Source organism: Synechococcus sp. RS9909 (genome assembly GCF_014279595.1).
Lineage (GTDB): Bacteria > Cyanobacteriota > Cyanobacteriia > PCC-6307 > Cyanobiaceae > Synechococcus_C.
This window is the reverse complement of the sequence record NZ_CP047943.1, coordinates 623,190-641,986: the sequence shown is the minus strand read 5'-3', so window position 1 is coordinate 641,986 and position 18,797 is coordinate 623,190. Positions and strand designations below refer to the sequence as shown.

At 66.4% G+C, this 18,797-nt stretch carries 19 protein-coding genes and 2 tRNA genes; 11 read left to right on the top strand and 10 right to left on the bottom strand.

Translation table 11 applies throughout. The features are described from left to right. Positions 1 to 15: 15 nt before the first annotated feature. On the bottom strand, positions 16 to 930 hold the full coding sequence (locus tag SynRS9909_RS03230) for a CbiQ family ECF transporter T component (protein WP_007100503.1): 915 nt from the start codon (positions 928 to 930) through the stop codon (positions 16 to 18). Between the two features lie 3 nt (positions 931 to 933). Beyond that, the gene (gene der / locus SynRS9909_RS03225) at positions 934 to 2,301 is read right to left on the bottom strand and encodes a ribosome biogenesis GTPase Der (protein ID WP_007100504.1); all 1,368 of its coding nucleotides are present in this window, start codon (positions 2,299 to 2,301) and stop codon (positions 934 to 936) included. Positions 2,302 to 2,431: 130 nt separating this feature from the next. Between der and SynRS9909_RS03220 the strand changes: the two genes are divergently transcribed. Continuing rightward, the gene (locus SynRS9909_RS03220; RefSeq protein ID WP_007100505.1) at positions 2,432 to 2,815 is read left to right on the top strand and encodes a L,D-transpeptidase; all 384 of its coding nucleotides are present in this window, start codon (positions 2,432 to 2,434) and stop codon (positions 2,813 to 2,815) included. A gap of 30 nt (positions 2,816 to 2,845) precedes the next feature. On the opposite strand, the gene SynRS9909_RS03215 is transcribed toward SynRS9909_RS03220, so the two are convergent. Beyond that, on the bottom strand, positions 2,846 to 3,334 hold the full coding sequence (locus SynRS9909_RS03215; RefSeq protein ID WP_007100506.1) for a DUF1823 family protein: 489 nt from the start codon (positions 3,332 to 3,334) through the stop codon (positions 2,846 to 2,848). Positions 3,335 to 3,386: 52 nt separating this feature from the next. Here SynRS9909_RS03215 and SynRS9909_RS03210 point away from each other — a divergent pair, with 52 nt between their 5' ends. From SynRS9909_RS03210 to SynRS9909_RS03200, 3 genes are read left to right on the top strand one after another with little or no spacing between them, the layout of a single operon-like run. After that, positions 3,387 to 3,968, top strand: a complete 582-nt coding sequence (locus SynRS9909_RS03210; RefSeq protein ID WP_007100507.1) for a hypothetical protein — start codon at positions 3,387 to 3,389, stop codon at positions 3,966 to 3,968. Between the two features lie 46 nt (positions 3,969 to 4,014). Further along, the gene (dusB, locus tag SynRS9909_RS03205; protein WP_007100508.1) at positions 4,015 to 5,046 is read left to right on the top strand and encodes a tRNA dihydrouridine synthase DusB; all 1,032 of its coding nucleotides are present in this window, start codon (positions 4,015 to 4,017) and stop codon (positions 5,044 to 5,046) included. A gap of 8 nt (positions 5,047 to 5,054) precedes the next feature. Then, the gene (locus SynRS9909_RS03200; RefSeq protein WP_038001555.1) at positions 5,055 to 7,082 is read left to right on the top strand and encodes a glycosyltransferase; all 2,028 of its coding nucleotides are present in this window, start codon (positions 5,055 to 5,057) and stop codon (positions 7,080 to 7,082) included. On the opposite strand, the gene SynRS9909_RS03195 is transcribed toward SynRS9909_RS03200, so the two are convergent. Genes SynRS9909_RS03195 through SynRS9909_RS03185 form a run of 3 tightly spaced genes read right to left on the bottom strand, consistent with a single transcriptional unit; the run spans position 7,051 to position 9,280 of the window. After that, complete coding sequence (locus tag SynRS9909_RS03195) at positions 7,051 to 7,722, bottom strand: DUF4079 domain-containing protein (protein WP_007100510.1); 672 nt, start codon at positions 7,720 to 7,722, stop codon at positions 7,051 to 7,053. The genes SynRS9909_RS03200 and SynRS9909_RS03195 overlap by 32 nt on opposite strands. Then, on the bottom strand, positions 7,715 to 8,497 hold the full coding sequence (gene cobI / locus SynRS9909_RS03190) for a precorrin-2 C(20)-methyltransferase (RefSeq protein WP_007100511.1): 783 nt from the start codon (positions 8,495 to 8,497) through the stop codon (positions 7,715 to 7,717). The genes SynRS9909_RS03195 and cobI overlap by 8 nt, the downstream gene beginning before the upstream one ends. 27 nt (positions 8,498 to 8,524) lie before the next feature. After that, on the bottom strand, positions 8,525 to 9,280 hold the full coding sequence (locus tag SynRS9909_RS03185; RefSeq protein WP_007100512.1) for a phosphatase PAP2 family protein: 756 nt from the start codon (positions 9,278 to 9,280) through the stop codon (positions 8,525 to 8,527). 101 nt (positions 9,281 to 9,381) lie between these two features. Between SynRS9909_RS03185 and SynRS9909_RS03180 the strand changes: the two genes are divergently transcribed. Next, entirely contained in the window at positions 9,382 to 9,939 is a 558-nt protein-coding gene (locus tag SynRS9909_RS03180; RefSeq protein WP_007100513.1) for an acireductone dioxygenase, read from the top strand. A gap of 8 nt (positions 9,940 to 9,947) precedes the next feature. Here SynRS9909_RS03180 and SynRS9909_RS03175 read toward each other — a convergent pair whose 3' ends face one another. From SynRS9909_RS03175 to aroQ, 3 genes are read right to left on the bottom strand one after another with little or no spacing between them, the layout of a single operon-like run. Then, positions 9,948 to 10,202, bottom strand: a complete 255-nt coding sequence (locus tag SynRS9909_RS03175) for a hypothetical protein (protein WP_007100514.1) — start codon at positions 10,200 to 10,202, stop codon at positions 9,948 to 9,950. A 60-nt stretch (positions 10,203 to 10,262) separates the two neighbouring features. Beyond that, positions 10,263 to 10,892 (bottom strand): tRNA-(ms[2]io[6]A)-hydroxylase, encoded by a 630-nt coding sequence (locus SynRS9909_RS03170; RefSeq protein ID WP_007100515.1) that lies wholly within the window; start codon positions 10,890 to 10,892, stop codon positions 10,263 to 10,265. Between the two features lie 6 nt (positions 10,893 to 10,898). Further along, positions 10,899 to 11,348, bottom strand: a complete 450-nt coding sequence (aroQ, locus tag SynRS9909_RS03165) for a type II 3-dehydroquinate dehydratase (protein WP_007100516.1) — start codon at positions 11,346 to 11,348, stop codon at positions 10,899 to 10,901. Positions 11,349 to 11,428: 80 nt separating this feature from the next. Here aroQ and SynRS9909_RS03160 point away from each other — a divergent pair. The 5 genes from SynRS9909_RS03160 to SynRS9909_RS03140 all read left to right on the top strand — a co-directional run bounded on the left by SynRS9909_RS03160 (position 11,429) and on the right by SynRS9909_RS03140 (position 15,188). Continuing rightward, a tRNA-Tyr gene (locus tag SynRS9909_RS03160) sits at positions 11,429 to 11,510 on the top strand. A 10-nt stretch (positions 11,511 to 11,520) separates the two neighbouring features. Next, a tRNA-Thr gene (locus SynRS9909_RS03155) sits at positions 11,521 to 11,592 on the top strand. 31 nt (positions 11,593 to 11,623) lie between these two features. Beyond that, a complete protein-coding gene (locus tag SynRS9909_RS03150) occupies positions 11,624 to 12,496 on the top strand; it encodes a LysR substrate-binding domain-containing protein (protein ID WP_007100517.1) in 873 nt (290 codons plus the stop codon). 38 nt (positions 12,497 to 12,534) lie between these two features. Next, positions 12,535 to 13,101 carry a response regulator gene (locus SynRS9909_RS03145; RefSeq protein WP_007100518.1) on the top strand — a complete coding sequence of 189 codons (567 nt, stop codon included), beginning with the start codon at positions 12,535 to 12,537 and terminating at the stop codon, positions 13,099 to 13,101. Further along, the gene (locus tag SynRS9909_RS03140) at positions 13,098 to 15,188 is read left to right on the top strand and encodes an ATP-binding protein (protein ID WP_007100519.1); all 2,091 of its coding nucleotides are present in this window, start codon (positions 13,098 to 13,100) and stop codon (positions 15,186 to 15,188) included. Before SynRS9909_RS03145 ends, SynRS9909_RS03140 begins: the two co-directional genes overlap by 4 nt. Positions 15,189 to 15,771: 583 nt before the next feature. Here the strand turns inward: SynRS9909_RS03140 and SynRS9909_RS03135 are convergent. After that, complete coding sequence (locus SynRS9909_RS03135) at positions 15,772 to 17,205, bottom strand: glycoside hydrolase family 13 protein (RefSeq protein ID WP_007100520.1); 1,434 nt, start codon at positions 17,203 to 17,205, stop codon at positions 15,772 to 15,774. A gap of 57 nt (positions 17,206 to 17,262) precedes the next feature. On the opposite strand from SynRS9909_RS03135, the gene glpK reads away from it, so the two are divergent. Next, entirely contained in the window at positions 17,263 to 18,795 is a 1,533-nt protein-coding gene (gene glpK, locus SynRS9909_RS03130) for a glycerol kinase GlpK (protein WP_038001565.1), read from the top strand. Positions 18,796 to 18,797 lie beyond the last annotated feature (2 nt).

Sequence of the window (18,797 nt, the reverse complement as noted above, 5' to 3'; positions counted from 1 at the left end):
TGACAGTCATGCAGATCACAGGGCACCGTACTTCCCGCGCAGTCCGAGCAACAGCAGCAGCAGTCCCACCCCTGCACCGTTGCGCAGATGGTCGCGCCAAGCCACCGCCGCGGCCGGGCGAAACGCCTCGGCAGGGCACCAGCGCCCACCTCGCACCAGCAGGGCATCCGCGCCCTGCTCGGCGCGCAGCAGGATGTTGGCAAGCAGGCGCTCAGCCACGGCGAGCACCAGGCCGAAAGACGCCTTGAATCCGAGGCGCTTCAGATTGACCGCCCGACTGGCCAGTGCTCGCAACAGGTTCTGCAACTCCTCCTGCACCAGCGGCAGAAATCGAAGCGCCAGCAACAGCTGGAAGCTGAGGCGATCCACGGGCAGGCCCAGCACGGCCAGCGGTGCCATCAACCAACTCAAGGCCCACACCAGCTCCTCACTGGGCGTGGTGAGCAGCATCAGATTGACGCTGTGCACCACCGTGACAATCAGCGTGGCGCTGCTGAGTCCAAGCTCAGCCGAGCGCCGATCCACCACCAAGGGCCCCAGCGTGAAGGGTCCGAGCTTCAGGGGGCCGAGGCGCAACAGCTCCCAGCCCGATGGAGGGATCGTCAGATCGGGAAGTTCCTGTGGTGAGCGCAACGGCAGGGTCGCGGCTGGATCACCGGTGGGCAGCAGGGCGGCCAGGAGGCCCACACCCACACCCAGCAGGCTCAGGAGCAAAAGGGAGCGCCACCACAGCCGCGGCGGCAGCCGACTGACCAGCGTGAGCAACAGCAACAGGCCCAGCAGGCCCAGGCGCCAGAGCGGTCCAGCCAGCACGGGGGTGAGCAGAAACAGCAGCACCCAGGCCAGCTTCAGACGCGGATCAAGCCGCCGCAGCCAGCTGCTGCTGCCGTCCACGTACTGCCCGATCGGAATCTGCCGCAGCCAGTCCATACGTCAGCCCTGACGTTGCTGCTGCCGGGCCAGATCGCGCTCTGCATCACGTTGCTGCTTGCCACGCCAGAAGAGTTTCAAAGGCGTGCCGTCAAACCCCAAGCCTTCACGAATCTGTCGTTCCACGTAGCGCCGGTAGGTGTCGCCGAACAACTTGGGCTCATTCACAAACAGGGTGAAGCTCGGAGGCCGGACGGCCACCTGGGTGCCGTAATACACCCGCCCCTGCCGGCCGCCGCGGGTGGTGGGGGGGCTACGCCAGCTGAGGGCTTCCTTGAGCACCTCATTGACCACCGAGGTGCTGACCCGGCGGCGGTGCTGCTCCACGGCCAGGGCCGCCAGCGCAAAAATACTGTCCACCCGCTGACCGGTGAGAGCTGAGGTGAACAGCATCGGCGCCCAGTCGAGGAAATAGAGCTTGGCGCGCAGCTCCTTCTCCATCGCCGGCATGGTGTGGCTGTCTTTCTCCACCGCATCCCATTTGTTCACCACCACCACACAGGCGCGTCCCTCTTCTTCAATCCGACCGGCGAGGCGCTGATCCTGCTCGGTGACGCCATCGAGCGCATCAATCACCAACACGCACACATCGCTGCGCTCGATCGCCTTGAAGCTGCGGTTGATGCCGAAAAACTCCGGGCCGTAATGAACGCTGCGGCGCCGGCGAATCCCGGCGGTGTCCACCAGCCGCCAGCTGAGGCCATTGCGCTCGAGCCGGGTGTCGATCGTGTCGCGGGTGGTGCCACGAATCGGGCTGACAATGGCGCGCGGCTCACCGCAGATCGCATTCAACAGGCTCGATTTGCCCACATTGGGACGCCCGATGATCGCCATCTGGATCGGTTCCGCCTCGTCTCCCTCCTGATCCTTGGGGGGCAGGAAGGTGAGCACCTGGTCGAGCAGCTCCCCGGTGCCGGCACCATGAATGGCGGAGATCGGGTAGGGCTCGCCCAGGCCGAGCCCCCAGAACTCGGCCGCCATCGCCAAGCCCTGCTCGGGGGATTCGCACTTATTGACGGCCAGCAGCGTGGGGCAGGCCTGACTGCGGAGCCACTCGGCGATCGATTCATCCGCCGCCGTCACCCCTTGCTGGCCATCCACGATCACGACGGCCACGGAGGCCTCGGCCATGGCCAGAGACGCCTGTTCGCGGATCTCAGGCAAAAACTCGCTGTCGTCGTCGAACACCAAGCCGCCGGTGTCAACGAGCTTGAACTCCCGATCGCCCCAGTAGCCGTCCTGGTAAGTGCGATCGCGGGTCACACCGGGCTCGTCATGCACGATCGCCTCCCGACTGCGGCAGAGGCGGTTCACCAGCGTCGACTTGCCGACATTGGGACGCCCGATGATCGCGACGACGGGACGTGCCAAAACGGAAGCACAACATTCAATCCTGACAGTACAGAGCTGCCATCCAGCGAATAGGAAAATTTCCGGGAAGAGACTAATGAGACGCGCGTGAGACCGCTAGGCCTGGTGCAGTGTCGCCAGTGTCACAGTCATGCTCGAGCTCATCGCCACGCTCGTGGTCGACCTCTCCGACCAGCAACTCACCGTTTACGACCGGAATGAGCAGGTGGTGCGGGTGATCCCCGTCAGCACCGGCAAGGCCTCCACCCCCACCCCCACCGGTCACGCCTCCGTACTCACCAAATACCGCTCCGTCACCATGCAAGGGCGCAATTACGTTGCCCCTGGCGTGCCCTACGCCATGTGCATCACCGCCAATGAGCTCATCTGCATGCACGGCGCCCCCTGGCAGGAAGAGGCGGGCGAGGCGTTTGGGGTTCCTCGCAGTAACGGGTGCGTGCGCATGCCCACCCACCAGGCCCGCTGGCTCTTCGACAACACCCGCAAGGGCACCAAGGTGATCATTCAGGTGTGAGCACCGGGGCGATCGGATCAGCCCAACGGATCACCCCACCGGTGGGTCGCCGGGGTGGCCTCGCACCGGGTCTTCGGGGGGCGGCAGCAGCTCCGGCACGGGTCCCTGCGGCGGCAGCGGCTCACCCCGCTCCGCCAGCCAGGCCAGCAGCCAGTTCACCGCGGTGGCGCGCCGGGTGCGGCGGGGGTACAGGGCACCGATGCGGTACCCCTGAAAACCGAGCTGCTGTTTCAGCAGTTGCTTGTGCTCCGGCGGAATCGAGCGGGTGAGCTGCACGGACGCGGGCCGCGTGGCGATCACCTCCGGAGCCTGGGGGAAGGCCTGCCGCCACGCTTCCGGCGTCTCCGGTCCGGCGCTCCAACACTCCCCCCCATCCGCCGCCGGCTGGTACCCCAGCCGCTCCCAGATCCGTTCTGCCACAAAGCGATCGGAGAGGCGATCCTCAAGGATCCACTCCAGCAGCTCCACACTCAGTGGCCAGGGTGATGCCGACATCGGATCCGCAGCAACCAAGGCCATCGTTTCACGACAGCCAGTGTCGGGTTCTTAATCCGGCCATTACGTTCATGGGATGTATGTGTTCGACACCAGCCTCGAACCGGCCAGCCGGATCGATCCCGATCGCCCCACCCAGCGACTCGTCTTCCGCTTGCCCCGGCCCGTGCTGCGCCGGGCACGGCACGATCGCCGCCGATTGCTGACCCACCTGAGCGACCACGACGGCCCGTCACCCACATGGAGCGGCGATGGCCTGGTCACCTTCACCTACACCACCAGCTCCGAACGGAGCCGTCCTGTGTTCTGCGACCGTCGCGATCACCCCCTGCCAGCACGCAGCCTGCGGCAGGTGCGGCCAGGCCAGCCCGTGCGACTCACCCTGCGCCAGGTGCGCCGCGGCGGCCACCGCGCCAACACCCGGTTGGAGGTGCTCAAAGTGCAGCTGCTTCACCTGGATGCCCCGCTGCCCGGCGGCCCCGCAGCGCCCCACAGCATCCAGAGCTACGCGCTGCAGTTGCCGGTGGATCTCGCCCAGGAGGTGGAGCGGTTGGCCCAAGCCGAAGACTGGTCGACCACCGCCTGGCTGCGCAATGCGATCGAGCAGCAGGTGACCCTGCAGCAAGCCCGCCTGCCCCACCGACAGTCCGTCGCCTGACGGTCAGGATGGAGGGAGGTCCAACATCAGCTGACGGCCTGCATCGATGGTGGTCATCGCCCTCTCACGCCCTCAGGGCGATCTGCGATTAACGGGTTCGGGCACCTGCCGTCAGCTGCGCTGCCGGGTGTTGCAATCTCCCCTGGCGGGCGTGAGCGACCGAGTGTTCCGCTCCCTGGTGCGGCGCTGGGCGCCCGATGCGCTGCTGTTCACGGAAATGGTGAATGCCACCAGCCTGGAACTGGGCCATGGACGCCGCAAGGTGGAGGAACTGGCCGAGGAATCCGGGCCGATCGGGGTGCAACTGTTCGATCACCGCCCAGCGGCGATGGCGGAGGCGGCCCGGCGCGCCGAAGCGGCAGGCGCCTTTCTGATCGACATCAACATGGGCTGCCCCGTGCGCAAGATCGCTCGCAAGGGAGGCGGCAGCGGCCTGATCCAGACCCCGGAGCTGGCCTGCAGCATCGTCGAGACGGTGGCCGCAGCCGTGTCGATCCCCGTCACTGTGAAAACCCGCCTGGGCTGGAGTGAGCGTGAGACTGGGTCCGCCGCCGCTGTGCACTGGTGCCGGCAACTGGAGCGAGCCGGAGCCCAGCTGCTCACCCTGCATGGACGCAGCCGCAGCCAGGGCTTCAAGGGCGCGGCCGACTGGCAGGCGATCGCCGCGGTGCAAGAGGCGCTGACGATTCCTGTGATCGCCAACGGTGATGTGAACAGCCCCGAGGATGCGCGGCGCTGCCTGACCATCACCGGTGCGGCTGGCGTGATGGTGGGCCGGGGCAGCATGGGCGCCCCCTGGCTGGTGGGGCAGATCGATGCCGCCCTCTGCGGACGGCCCATTCCCGCCACGCCGGGTGGGCCCGAACGCCTGGAGCTGGCCCGCGATCAGCTGCTGGCCCTCGTCGCCAGCCGCGGCGACCACGGCCTGCTGATCGCCCGCAAGCACATGAGCTGGACCTGCACCGGCTTCCCCGGCGCTCCCCAGCTGCGCCATGCCCTGATGCGGGCCCCCACGCCTGCGGCCGCGCTGGAGCTGCTGGACTCCGCCAGGCAGACACTCGATGGCACCGATCCATGAGCGGATCGATGAGTGCAGCCGTCTGGCTGCCCCTGCTGGTGCTGATCTGGCCGCTCTGGCTGCAGCGACGCCCTGAGCAACAGTCACCCCTGTGGGCACGCCGCAGCCTGATCCTGCTGATCAACCTGCTCACCCTGCGCTATCTGGTCTGGCGCGTCAGCGACAGCCTCAACCTCAGCAGCACGCTGAGCACGGCCCTCAGCCTGGTGCTGCTTCTGGCGGAGGGATGGCTGCTGCTCACGGGCCTGATCCCCCTCTGGCTGGCCTGGCGGCCTTTCCCAGACCGTCGCCAAGAAGCCGACATGCGCTGGCGGCAATGGCAGCAGAGCAACTGGCGACCCAGCGTCGACATCCTGGTGCCCACCCGGGGCGAGCCACTTGCCGTGCTTGAGCGCAGCCTGGTGGGCTGCTGCGCCCAGACCTACCCCCGCACCACTGTTTGGGTTCTCGATGACAGCGGCCGGCCGGAGGTGCGGCAACTGGCCAGCTCCCTTGGCTGTCGCTATCTGCACCGCCCGGAGCTCCATGGCGCCAAGGCGGGCAATCTCAACCACGGTCTGCGCCATGGCCATGGCGAACTGGTGGCCGTGTTCGATGCCGATTTCATCCCCCAGCGCCATTTCCTGGAGCGCTGCATCGGCTTCCTGCAGGAGCCCGATGTGGCGCTGGTGCAGACCCCCCAGACCTTCATCAACGCCGATCCGGTGATGCGCAATCTGCGCATGGAGCACTGGCTGCTCTCCGACGAGGAGAGCTTTTACCGCTGGATCGAGCCCGTTCGCGACGGCTGGGGGGCGGTGGTGTGCGCCGGCACAGCCTTTCTGGTGCGCCGCGAGGCGCTCAACAGCGTGGGTGGCTTCGTGGAGCAGGCGATTTCGGAGGATTTCGTCACCGGGATCGCCCTCCGTCGCCAGGGGTGGCGCCTCCGCTATCTGCAGGAAAAGCTCAGCGCTGGCCTGGCCGCGGAATCCATGGCCGACTTCGTGCGGCAGCGGCAGCGCTGGGCGGCGGGCACCCTGCAGAGCCTGCGCATGACAGAGGGGCCGCTCGGGGGCACGGGGCTGTCGGCGGGGCAACGGCTCGCCTACCTGGAGGGGGTCGTGCACTGGTTCAACAACCTGCCGCGGCTTGTGCTGCTGCTGATGCCGCTCAGCTATGGCCTGCTGGGTGTGGTGCCGATCCGCCTGACGGCCGAAGCGGCCGTGGCCTTGCTGCTACCGCTGTGGGCCACCCTGCTGCTCAGCCTGGGCTGGCTGAACCGGGGCTCCCGCGCCGCCTTCCTCAGTGAACTGACCGGATGGGTGCTCACCGTGCCTCTCACCATCACGGTGATCAGCCAGCTCTGGGGTCGCCTGGGTGGCTTCCGGGTCACCCCGAAACATCAACGCCGCGACCGGGGCAGCTGGAGCCTGCCCCTGGTAGCCCCCCTGCTGCTGTTGATCCTGCTCAATGGCTTCAACCTGGCGGGGCTGCTTCTGCCGACGACGACGCTCTCGGGCCTGGCCCTGCAGGGTCAACCAGTGGGCCTGGTCTGGGCGCTGCTGAACCTGCTGAGTCTGCTGGTGGCCCTGCGGGCCTGCTGGGATCCCGCCGCCACCGACCCGGCGCCCTGGCAGGCCATTGCTCTGGAAGCCCGCCTCGAGGATGGTGGCGGGCACAGCCATCCCTGCCGGATCATGGCGATCAGCGAACGGGGCGCCGAACTGACTGTGGCGGAGCCGTCACCGCCGCTGGTGAGCAGCACCTGCCTGCGCTGGAGCCCCGATGTGCCCCCACTCAGCGTGACGCTGCGCGCCCAGGAGCGCGGTCGGCTGGCACTCGACTGGGGCGAGCTGAGCAGCCACCAACGGCGCGCCCTGCTGCGTTGGCTGTTCACGCGACCGGGATGCTGGGTCGACCGGCAGGCCCAGGGAGAATGGCGGGCGCTTCTGGCCCTGATCGCACGGATTCCACCACCGTGGCGCGGGCCTACCCCATTCGGGCGCAGCCTGATCCCGCAGACCCTCAAGCCAACAGGAGTGTTCGGGTCCCGCTGATCGCCTGGGTGGCGAACAGCAGCGCCACCAGCAGGTTGAGAGCCACATGCACACGACGGATCCGCGGCCTGGCCACAATCTCCGCCTGCAGCGCCGTCGAAAGCAGGAAACAGCCTGTCAGCAGCACCCCACCCCAGAAATGGGACTGCCAGAAGAGGGCCTGCAGCGGAGAATCCGCCAGGCGCTCCACCTCCGGCTGGGAGCCCAGCAGCAACAGGCCCAACCAGCAGGCCAGGCCCCAGCCAAGCCGACGGGAGGTGCGTGACGCCCGCAGCAGGGCGGCCAAGGCCGCCAGCACGCCCAGCGTGGCCGCCACCAGCGCCAGCAAGCGGGCGGGGACCTCGGCCGGATCGAGGGGTTGCTCGATCCAGGCGGCCGCCACCTCCTGGCAGAAGGCCAGCAGAACCGCCAGCACGAGCGCCCCGGTCACCCAGCGGCCATGGTCGGCATGTTCGATCGGCACGGTGGGGGCGATCGGATTGATCTGCAGCCGGCGTTCCCGCGCCAGGATCCCCAAGCGGATCGTCGCTCCCACCACGGGATACACGAAAAGGATGATCAGCACCGGGTGCACCAGCGCGAACCACTGCAGTGGGGTGAGTGCCGGCAAGGCCAGGAACAGAGCACGGATGTCAGCCATCGGCCCAACCCTCACCCTGGCGGATCAGCAGCTGCGAGAAATAGGGCCGCTCCCCAGCCGGCACCGCCGCCGCCGGCAGCACCGTCTGATCGGGCCAGCCGATCCGCTCAGCGAACAGGGCGTTGTGAAGCAGCTGTTGCTCCGCCAGCAACGGCTGCACCCAGCGCCAACGCTGGCCCAGCTTGAGCAGGGCCAGCACCGTGCTCTCCTCCTTCGCCCAGCGCAGCACGCGCTGGAGCGCCGCAGCATCGTCGGGGCAGGGACGAATCAATAACCCCTCCTGCTGCAGGGCCAGGGGCCAGGCCCCCTGGGCTGCCGCCGCCGCCACGGAGGACACGCCGGGGATCAGGCGCACCGGACAGTCGGGGTGGTGCTGCCGCAACGCGAGCAGCACATAACTGCCCGTGGCGAAGAGCGACACATCCCCCTCGCAGAGAAACACCACACGCCGACCGGCCCTTACCGCCGCCGCCAGCGCATCGGCCGCAGCGATCCAGGCCGGTCGCAGCGATTCCATCGCCCGCACCATCGGAAACACCAGGGGTAACCGTTGCTGCTCCGGCAGCAGAAACCGCTTTACGATCGTGGCCGCCATGCCGGTGGCGTCGCGTCTCGCCACCGGATAAGCCACCACCTCCGCCTGCTGCAGGGCCTGATGGGCCGCGAGGGTGAGCCACTCGGGATCCCCCGGACCAACCCCGATCAACACCAGACCGGGCGTGGACACGGGCCCTGCGGCAGGGGGAGCTGCAGCGCTGTTCAGAACGATGACCATGACTGGGCACGTTCTAAACCACGCCGTTCAGTCGAACAGCAGGGGCAGCCCAGCGGGCGGCGGCACCATCAGGGCCTTCACCTCCTCCTGCACCGACGCCTTGAACCGCTGCCATTGGACGCTGGCAAGGATCTGAGCCACTCCAGCCGCGGCCAGCCGTTGTCCGGCCTCCACATCGCTTGGGTAGTGCACGCCGCAGGTGACCCGGGCGGCCACCCCCTGCTCACCCACCGCCAGTAATCGCTCGCGCCGCTGCGGCAACAGATCGGCCAGCAGCAGGCTGGTGGCTGTGTACCAGGTGGCATGGCCACTGGGGTAGCTCTTGGAGCGCTCCAGCGGCAGGCAGGGTTGGAGGTCGGCGTGGCTCAGAAACGGACGCGGACGGGCGATTGACTCCTTGAGCTGGTCTTTCACCGTCTCCACCACCTTCACGAAGGCGGGCACACCGGCCTTGATGCGCGGGGCGGTCTTACTGAGGTCGGCCCCGATCGCCGGCTCGAAGGCGGTGGGCACCCGATCGAGGTAGGTCCAGGCATGGCGCACCTGCTGCGGATCACGGCTGGTCTGGATCCAACGCAGCACGGAAAGATCCCTGGCGAGAGCAGCACTGCCCGCTCGCGGCGGCTGACCGACCGCCTTGGCGAGGGGCGCCACCTGAAGGGTCAGCCCCGCCGCCGGATTGGCATCCGCAGCCCGGGAGACCGGAGCCATGAGCACCAGCCCAAGGCCAGCGAGCGGGGCGATCGAAGCGGGAAGGGAGCGCAGACGAAACGAGCGAAGCATCGGCGTGGGGTGCGCAGGACAACAGCCCTTTCAGGGTGATGGCCACGCGTTAAGAATCGCGATGGGGCCAGGATGACGCCATCGAGCAGCCTCAACGCCCCATGAGCCACCTGCGCCTGTATTCCATCGAGCCACCGGCCACGTCCAGCCACGCGAAGGCCAGCCTCGAGACTGAAGACGTCAGCCTGATTCAGACCGAACTGCGGCGCCGTGGCATTCGCTTCGAACGCTGGCCGGCTCGGCAGTCCTTAGCCCCGGGCGCCGACCAGGACAGCATTCTTCGCGCCTACCGCGACGAGATCACCGCAGTGCAGGCGGGCGGGGACTACGCCACCGTGGATGCGATCCGCATCAGCCCGGACCACCCTGATCGCACCGCCCTCCGGGCGAAATTCCTCGAGGAACACACCCATGCCGAAGATGAGGTGCGCTTTTTCGTGGAAGGCCAGGGGTTGTTCTGCCTCCACATCAACGACGAGGTGATTCAGGTGCTGTGCTGCGCCGGCGACTGGATCACCGTTCCCGCTGGCACCAAGCACTGGTTCGACATGGGATCGCGCCCCTCGTTCTGTGCCATCCGCTTCTTCAACAACCCGGAAGGCTGGGTCGCCCGGTTCACGGGCGACCCGATCGCACGTCAGTACCCGCGCCTCGACTGATCGTCCCCTCAGGCTGCGAGAAGCAGCCGGGCCTCCACCGGCGCCTGCAGCCGTTGCGGCGGCCGCCGACAGCCGGTCGCGGGGGCGTCATCGAGGAGCAGGGCGGCCTCGAGATCGGCGCAACGACCGATCAGATCACGCACGAGGGGATTGGCCTTGAGGCCATTCCACTGTTCATCGGTGGTGCCATTGCGCAGGGCCTGCAGGGAATCAGCCACGGCCGCCGCCACGGTGGCCTTCACCGTCACCGCCGAATCGGTCATCACGCAACACGCAAGAACTGGGTCAATCTTAAAACCGCCCACAAAGACTGGCGCGTCTCTTCAGGCTTCTTTTGGACTTTGCTTGCGGATCCCAACGGAATGCATGCGCACATCCTCGGGGCGCTCCAGATCACCCGAGAGGGCCGCCACCTCAGCGAATGCCAATGCCTGCAAGCGGGGAACGATCAGCTCGCGTGGCCAGCGCTCCTCGCACAGCACCCAATAGAGACCGAAATGGCGGGCCTCGCTCTGCAGCAGGCTGGCGTAGAGATCGCGCAGCTCCGGATCCGGACTGTGCTGCGCCAGCAGCGCCATGCGCTCATGGCTGCGCGCCTCGATCAGGCCGGCAACCAGGAAGGAATCAAGCATGCGCTCGGGCTCACCCCGGCGCACCTGCTTGGCCAGCTGGGCGCCGTATCCCGGTGAGGGCAAGGGCTCGAGATAGCGTCCACGCGCCTGCAGCAACGCAAGCACCTGCTCAAAATGCTCCAGCTCCTCGCGAGCCAGCGGACTGAGCGCCTCGCCCAGACCGGGCTCGCAGAGATAGCGGAACATCAGCTGCACCGCCGCTCCCGCCGCCTTGCGTTCGCAATGGGCGTGATCGATCAAGACCTCGATCGGCCGCGCGATCGCCTGCTCCACCCAGGCCTCACTGGTGGGCGCGGCCAACCAACGGATGCTCGCCACCATCGCCGCTCAGCCCCCAGCCGCTGCAGCCCTCAGATGCAGCAGCAATCCATCGAAGGCGAGGGTGTAGCTGGTGGCCCCGAACCCACTCACCACGCCAACGGCGCGATCCGCCAGGTAGGAGTGATGACGGAACGGTTCGCGGGCATGGGTGTTGCTCAGGTGGAGCTCCACGAAGGGGATGGCCACCCCCAGCAGGGCATCGCGCAGAGCGATCGAGGTGTGGGTGTAAGCACCCGCATTGATCAGGATTCCATCCGCCTGACCCATGGCCTGGTGGATCCGCTCCACAAGGGCCCCTTCCACATTGCTCTGGAAGCAGTCGAGTGCCACCCCTGCCGCCGCTGCTCGCTCCTGGAGCGACTGCTCGATCGCCGCCAGGCTCTGCTGGCCATACAACCCAGGCTCACGCCGACCGAGCAGGTTGAGATTGGGGCCATTAAGCAGCAGAAGGCGCATGGCCCGATGCGGTGCATGTGGGCTCGATCGTATCGAGGGGTGCGGGCCCCTCGGGCTGGTAAGTTCTTGCGGTGTGGTTCGGGTCGGTGCCCGAGTGGTTAATGGGGGCGGACTGTAAATCCGCTGGCTCTGCCTACGTTGGTTCAAATCCAACCCGGCCCACCTTCCACATGCCCTTGTAGCTCAGCGGTAGAGCACTCCCTTGGTAAGGGAGAGGTCACGAGTTCAAGTCTCGTCAAGGGCTTCCATCCAACGATGGCTTTTGCACCACAGCCATGGTTGACCTCGACACGCTGGCCTGCCTGGACGGCTTGATCTGGTTGCGCACCGGTCGAGAGGTGGCCACCCGGTTGAAGCTCGACCAGTCATCGGTGAGCCGCCGGCAGCGGATCTGCGCCAAAAGCTTCGGCATCAGCTTGGAGAAAAACGATCAGGAGTGGGGCCTGAGCGGCGACCAGACCCTGCTGAACCTGGAACGGGAGGTGCACCAGAAAGCCCGCCTGGCGGGCCTGCGTCCCCTGCGCCTGGAGGCGACCTACTGGAGCCTGCCCCTGCTCTGCGACCCCGAGCCCAGCGGCTGGATCGCCGGGCTCTCCAATCTGGTCGGCATGGAGCCGAACCTGTCTCTGTTGCGTCGCAGGATCTGCGATGCCTGGATCTGCGGCCTGCCGGACCTCCCCGACGAGAACGACCCCGACCTCTGTGCCGTTCCCCTCTGTGGCATGCCACTGCACCTGCTGGTGAAAGCGGATCACCCCTTACTGAAACAAGACCCCATCCGCCTGGACGATCTGCAGCAGTTCCCCAGCCTGGCCCTGCCCGAGGGCGCCTATCCGATCGTCGAACGGGAGCTGAAGAAGCTCGGCCTCTGGAACACACCCGTGCACATGAACCGCTATCGCAGGGAGCGCTGGGAGGGGCGCAGCGCCAAGGATGTGACCATCGCCTACGGGCACTGCCTGAGCCAGGCGGTGTCTGGAGACGGGCTGGTGCCTCTGCCGATCACGCTGCCATTCCGCTCAGGCGAAGCCCTGCTGCTGCAGCGCGACCTCCGCGATGAACCGGCGGTGGCCTCCCTGATCCACACGCTCAAAGAACGCCTGGCCCATCTGCAGCCCCGCTTCCCCGAGCTCGCACTGGCTGCCTGATTGGGCAATGGCACGATGGAGACAGTGGCTGCAGGCCGTTGCACTGCCTCGTGGTGGAAGACGAGCGCATCCTTCTGGATCTGCTCGGTTCGGTGGTCGAATCCTTCAGTGAAATCAGCACCGTGTTCAAGGCGCAGACCATCGCCGCCGCCGAAATGATCAGCCACGGCCATGGCCTCGATCTCGCCTTGCTCGACCTGCAACTCCCCGATGGCCAAGGCGGCGACCTCGCCCGCCACCTGGTGGAGCGCCATACCGGCATTCAGTTGATCGTGCTCTCCGGTGCCGCCGAACAGTTCGCCTGCCCGGCCGAGCTCGAGCCAGCGGTGAAAGCAGTGATCAACAAAGCCAGCGCCTTCGCCAGCCTGCGCCAGAGCTTGAACGCGATCCTGCAACCGGCCGAACAGCAGCTGACACAACGGCAACAGGAGATCTACACCCTGATCGGCGCTGGGCGAAGCACCAAGGAGATCGCGCGTCAGCTCGGATGCTCGGTTGCCACGGTGGAAACCCATCGCAAGGCGATTGCCCGCACCCTGGGCCTGAGCGGCGCCGAACTGGTCAAAGCAGCCGCCCTTGCCACCCAGCGACAAGCGATCCAATGACCACCAGGAAGCCGCGCTCACTGGCTGGCACGCTGACGCGCGCCACCGGGCTGCAACTGATTCTCGTGGCGGGCTCCCTGAGCGTGCTCACCTATTTCCTCGGGCGCGACAGCGGCATCCATCAGAGCGAAGCGCAACGCGCCAACCTCACAGCCGTGCAGGTTTCGGAACGCCTGAGCAAGAAACTGAGCTATCCCACGATCATCAATGAACTGAATGAATCCGCCCTGGCCAGCGAGCCTGAGCTGCTGAACAACTTCGACAAACTCAGCCAGCGCTTCTGGCGGCAATTAAAATCATTTCCGGTGGATTACATCAACTACGGTGCCACTGATGGCACCTTTCTCGGCATCGAGAAAAGCCAAGACAACCGCTATTACCACAACGAAGACAGCAAGCGCTTCGGCCGAGGCAAGATGCTCGTGTTCAGCATGGATGCAACCGGACAGCGCAAGCAACACCTCAACACCATCCCCGACATGAGCACCTCCCATGAAGAGGCCTGGTATGTCGACACCGTCAAAGCAGGACAACCCACCTGGAGTCGGATCTACGCCTGGGAAGATCAACCCGACACCTACTCGATCTCCTACAACGCGCCGGTCTACGACCGAACCAACACCCTGATCGGCGTGGTGGGTGTGGACATGATCATCAACAAACTCAGCACCTGGCTGCAGGACGCCTGGACCAACAACACAGGGCTGGCCCTGATCGTGGAACGCAACGGTGATCTGGTGGCCAGTTCCAAACCGGAACTCACCTTTATCCGCTCCGCAGCCGAAACGCGTCGACGCAACCTCCGCAACCTGCCCTCCCCCCTGGCCCGCAAGCTGCAGGAGCAGTTCCTGGCCGATGCCACAACGATCCAGCCCGGGGCCACACGACTCGTGCAGCTCAAGGGCCAGCCCTTTCTGGTCAAAGCCACACCCTGGGGGGATCATGAGGGGTTGGACTGGATACTGCTCACCGCCATCGCCGCCACCCCGGAGGTGACCACCCTGCAACGGGATCTGCTGATCACCCTGCTGGCCACCCTGTCGGCCCTGGGCTTCGCGCTCGTGATCAATCAGCGACTGATCCGAGGCTTGCTCACCCCACTCACGGCGCTCAAGCAGGCCAGTCAAGACACGGAAGCCCAGATTGCTGCGCTGGGTGATCAACCACAGCCGCTGCACTTCCAATGCCAACTGCAACAAGAGAGCGCCCGAGAGGTCTGGGATCTCAACCAGGCGATCCGGGCCATGATCGACGCCTTCAACGCTCTCACCAGCCAATTGCGTGACAAGGAAAGGCAGATCATTGAGCTGTTCGAGCAACAACGCAGCAGAGACGAAAAAGCGCTCACCCAGATGAGCAACAAATTGAGAGTGAGCCTGGAAGCCGCATCGATTGCCCACGAGATCAACCAGCCCATCAGCATTCTTCGGCTCACATCGGAGCACCTCCTGCAATCATTACCAACCCAGCCACATGACGACCGCTCCGCTCAACTCACCAGCCAGCTCAGACTGCTCAACAGCCAAAGCCAGCGCATTGCCGACATCAGCGAAAAAATTCGCTCCCTTTTGCGTAACACCAGCAGCGAGCAGCAAAGCGTTGATCTGAAGCAGGTGATCAGCAACAGCGTGCGCTACGTCCAATCCAACAGCCCCGACGTTGCGCACTGGCTCCAGATCGAGTCGATCCATGCCATGCCGGATGGCACGGCGTTGCTCCAGGGAGATGCCACCCAGTTACAGATCGCCCTGATCAATCTGATCAGAAATGCGATCGAAGCGATCAAGAGTCAACACCCCCCCAATCCCCATCCCAGGGTGAGCCTCCGCCTGGATCAGGTGAACAACACCTGGCAGATCGACGTGGAAGACAACGGCCCAGGCATTCCCCAGGAGCGCTTGATCGAGCAGCCGCTGACCAGCAGCAAACAGGAGGGCAGCGGTCTGGGCCTGTTCCTGGTGCGCAGTGCCATGGACAATCACGGCGGCGCGCTGCAGATCGGCAATCGACAGGAAGGCGGCGTGCTGGCCCGACTGATCCTGCCGTTCCCATCAGCCAGCGACGCCCTACCCAGAGCTGGGGATTGATCCGTTACAGCCGCACCCGGAGGATCCGATCAGATGCTGAAACATCAGCGCATGGTCAGCCTCGAACTGCTCAGCAGCCTGGACGGTCTGATCTGGCTGCAATCGGGTCAACAGGTGGGCATCGCCCTGCAACAGCATCAGACCACCGTCAGCCGCAATCAGCGCAAATGCGCCCAGGCCTTTCGGCTCACGATTGAGAAAGAGCGCGGACGCTGGCGCCTTCGTGGCGACACCACCCTGCTGCAGATGGAACGGCAGGTGCACCAACGGGCACGGCTGGAGGGGAAAGGTCGGTTGCGGCTGGAGACGAGCCATTGGCTTGCCGATGGTCCTGGCCGCTCCATTCCCGAACGCTGGTGGGCCGGTGCGTCGCGACTGCAGGAGCCAACGCGCAGCCTGGCGCTCCTGCGCCAGCGCATCATCGACGCCCTGCTCTGTCCGCTGCAGGACGTCGATGCCAACGACTCCACCCTCGCTGCCTTCCCCCTCCACAGCAGTTCCCTGCCGGATGGTGATGACGTGGCCCTGGTCTTGCCAAGCGATGTGACGGCCCATCCAGCAAGCCGCGACCTGCTGCAGGCCCTCAGGCACTCCCCCCGTCCGCAAACAAGGCGACGGATTGGGGGCCCAGTGCCCGCTCGTCAGGGTCCCAGGTCCCCAGCTGCCAGTGCGGGGCGCGTCCGTTCGCTATCAGGCCAGAGTCTGCGTTGAGCGTCAACGCACGGTGACGACTGCGATTGAGCACCACCAAAAGTGCATCGGCCTCGGCCTGAAGGCCGTCGTTCGCCAGCGGGCGCCAGCGCAGCACGCCATCGCGAAGGGCCGAATAACGGTGGCGCAAGCCGGCCAGATCGCGCAGCAACACTTGCAGGTCCTGGGGCCAGCCCTCGCCCCAGGGAACCCCCTCGCGGCAGCCGGGCTCCGGACCACCCGCCAGACCGGCTTCCGTGCCGTAATAAACGCAGGGAGCTCCCGGCTGCAGAAACAGCAGCACCAGGGCCAGCTTCAGGGCCGCCCGATCGCCCCGCAGGCTGTGGAGCGCCCGGGGCACGTCATGACTGTCGAGCAGATTGAGCTGGGCGCGACGCACCTCAGGCCGGTACCAGCTCAGCGTCTGCTGCCAGATCTCCAGTAACCCCGGGCCGTCCAGGGGGCGCAGGGGGTAAAGGGGGTGGTCAAAATCGGACGCCAGCTCCCCCGCCGCAGCCCAGCTCAGGGAACTCCAGCCCATCCGGTAGTTCATCACGCCATCGAACTGATCCCCCTGCAACCAGGGCCTGGCGTCGCCCCAGATCTCACCGACGATCCAGGCATCGCCGTTCACGGCCTTCACCATCCGCCGGAAGCGTTGCCAGAAGGGCTGCGGCACCTCATCAGGCACATCCAGCCGCCAGCCGTCGATGCCCCGTTCCAGCCAGTGACGCCCCACCCGCAGCAGATACTCCTGAACGGCGGGGTGGTGGTGGTTGAACTTGGGCAGGGCCGGATCGTTCCACCAACAGCTGTACCCACAGGACTCCCCGACACGGGCGTAGGGACGCAACGGCCAGTGGTGCACATGGAACCAGTGGCGATAGGGCGACACCGCACCGTTTTCGAGCAGGTGGTGGAACGGCCAGAACCCCCGCCCGCAATGGTTGAACACCCCATCGAGGATCAGGCGCATGCCGCGGGCATGCAGGGCATCGATCAAGGCCTCGAAGGCTGGATCACCACCGAGTAGGGGATCGATCTCCAGGTAGTCGTAGGCGTGATAGCGGTGATTGGCCGCTGAGCTGAACACGGGCGTCAGATACAGACAGGTCACGCCCATGCCCTGCAGGTGATCCAGAGCCTCGATCACCCCATAGAGATCGCCGCCATGAAAGCCCTGCAACCGGGGATCGCTGCCCCAGGGCTGGAGAGCGAGGCTCTCCTGAATCGGCACCCGACCACTGCGACGGAACCGATCGGGAAACACCTGATACACCACCGCATCCGCCACCCAGGCCGGCGGCGCTGCCGACACCTCGCCCATCGCCACCCCCTTTGCAGCGCTCTGCCTCACCGCTAGCACTTGAAAAACGGCACGGCCATGGCTTCACCGCCCCTCCTCCTGGCTCTGGATCAGGGCACCAGCAGCTCCAGGGCTGCCCTTTTCGATCCGAGGGGCCACCTGATCGCGAGTACCTCTGCCCCCCTGGCGATCCACTATCCGGCGGATGGTTGGGTCGAACAGGATCCAGCGGCGATCTGGCAGAGCCAACTCCAGGCAATGGCGGCGCTGGAGAAGGCCCTCAGCCCCGAGCAACGCCAGGCCGTGCGCTGTTGCGGCATCACCAATCAGCGCGAAACCACGGTGCTGTGGCAACGCAGCGACGGCGCCCCCTGCGGACCGGCCCTGGTGTGGCAGGACGGTCGCACCGCCGCTCTGTGCCGGCAGTGGAAGCAACAGGGACTGGAGGCAGAGTGGTGCCAACGCACCGGCCTGCTGCTCGATCCCTACTTCAGCGCCAGCAAGATCCGCTGGCTGATGCTGCATGAGGCGGCCGCCAATGCGGCAGCGGCCCGCCACGACCTCTGCTTCGGCACCGTGGAGAGCTGGTTGCTCTGGCATCTGAGTGGCGGCACGCGGCACTGCTCCGACATGAGCAACGCCAGCCGCACCCTGCTGATGGATCTGGAGCAGCGGCACTGGGTGGACGCCTTCTGCGACCAGGCCAGCCTGCCCCTGTCTGCCTTGCCCGAGCTCGTTCCCTGCCGCGGCGACTTCGGGGCCATCGCCAGCGGTCTGCCCTTTGCCGGCGTGCCGATCCTTGCCCTGCTCGGCGATCAGCAGGCCGCCACCCTCGGCCAGCTGTGCCTGGATCCCGGCGAGGCCAAGTGCACCTACGGCACCGGCGCCTTTCTGGTGGTGAACACCGGCTCGGTGATCCGTCGCTCCCATGACGGCCTGCTCACCAGCCTGGGCTGGACCGATGCCGATGGCACCCCCACCTATTGCCTGGAGGGCAGCCTCTTCAATGCCGGCACGGTCGTGCAATGGCTGCGCGATGGCCTCGGGATCATCGAGAGTGCCGAAGCGATCAACACACTGGCGGCCCAGGTGACCTCGTCCGCCGGCGTGATGCTGGTGCCCGCCTTCACCGGCTGGGGCACACCCCACTGGGATCCGGAGGCCCGCGGTCTGCTGATCGGCCTCACGCGCGACAGCGACCGTCGCCATATCGCCCGGGCCGCCCTCGAGGGGATCGCCCTGTCGGTGGCCACCCTGGTGCATCTGGCGGAAACGGCCCTGGGGCAGGGGCTCGGGGAACTGGCCGTCGACGGGGGGGCGGCAGCCTCCGATCCCCTGCTGCAGGCGCAGGCCGACAGCACAGGCCTGCGGGTGCGCCGGCCGGCCAGCCTGGAGAGCACCGCCCGGGGGGTGGCCCTGCTGGCTGGCGTGCAGTGCGGCGCCGTGAGCGATCTGCGGGCCCTGCAGACGCAACGCATGGAGGGGGCCAACGTGTTCATGCCCCACCTCGACGGCGAGCAGCGGCACCGCTGGCGGCAGCGCTGGGATGACGCCGTGCGCCGCAGCCTGCATTGGAGCGGCAGCCACCACAACGGAGAGGCGATCGGATGACC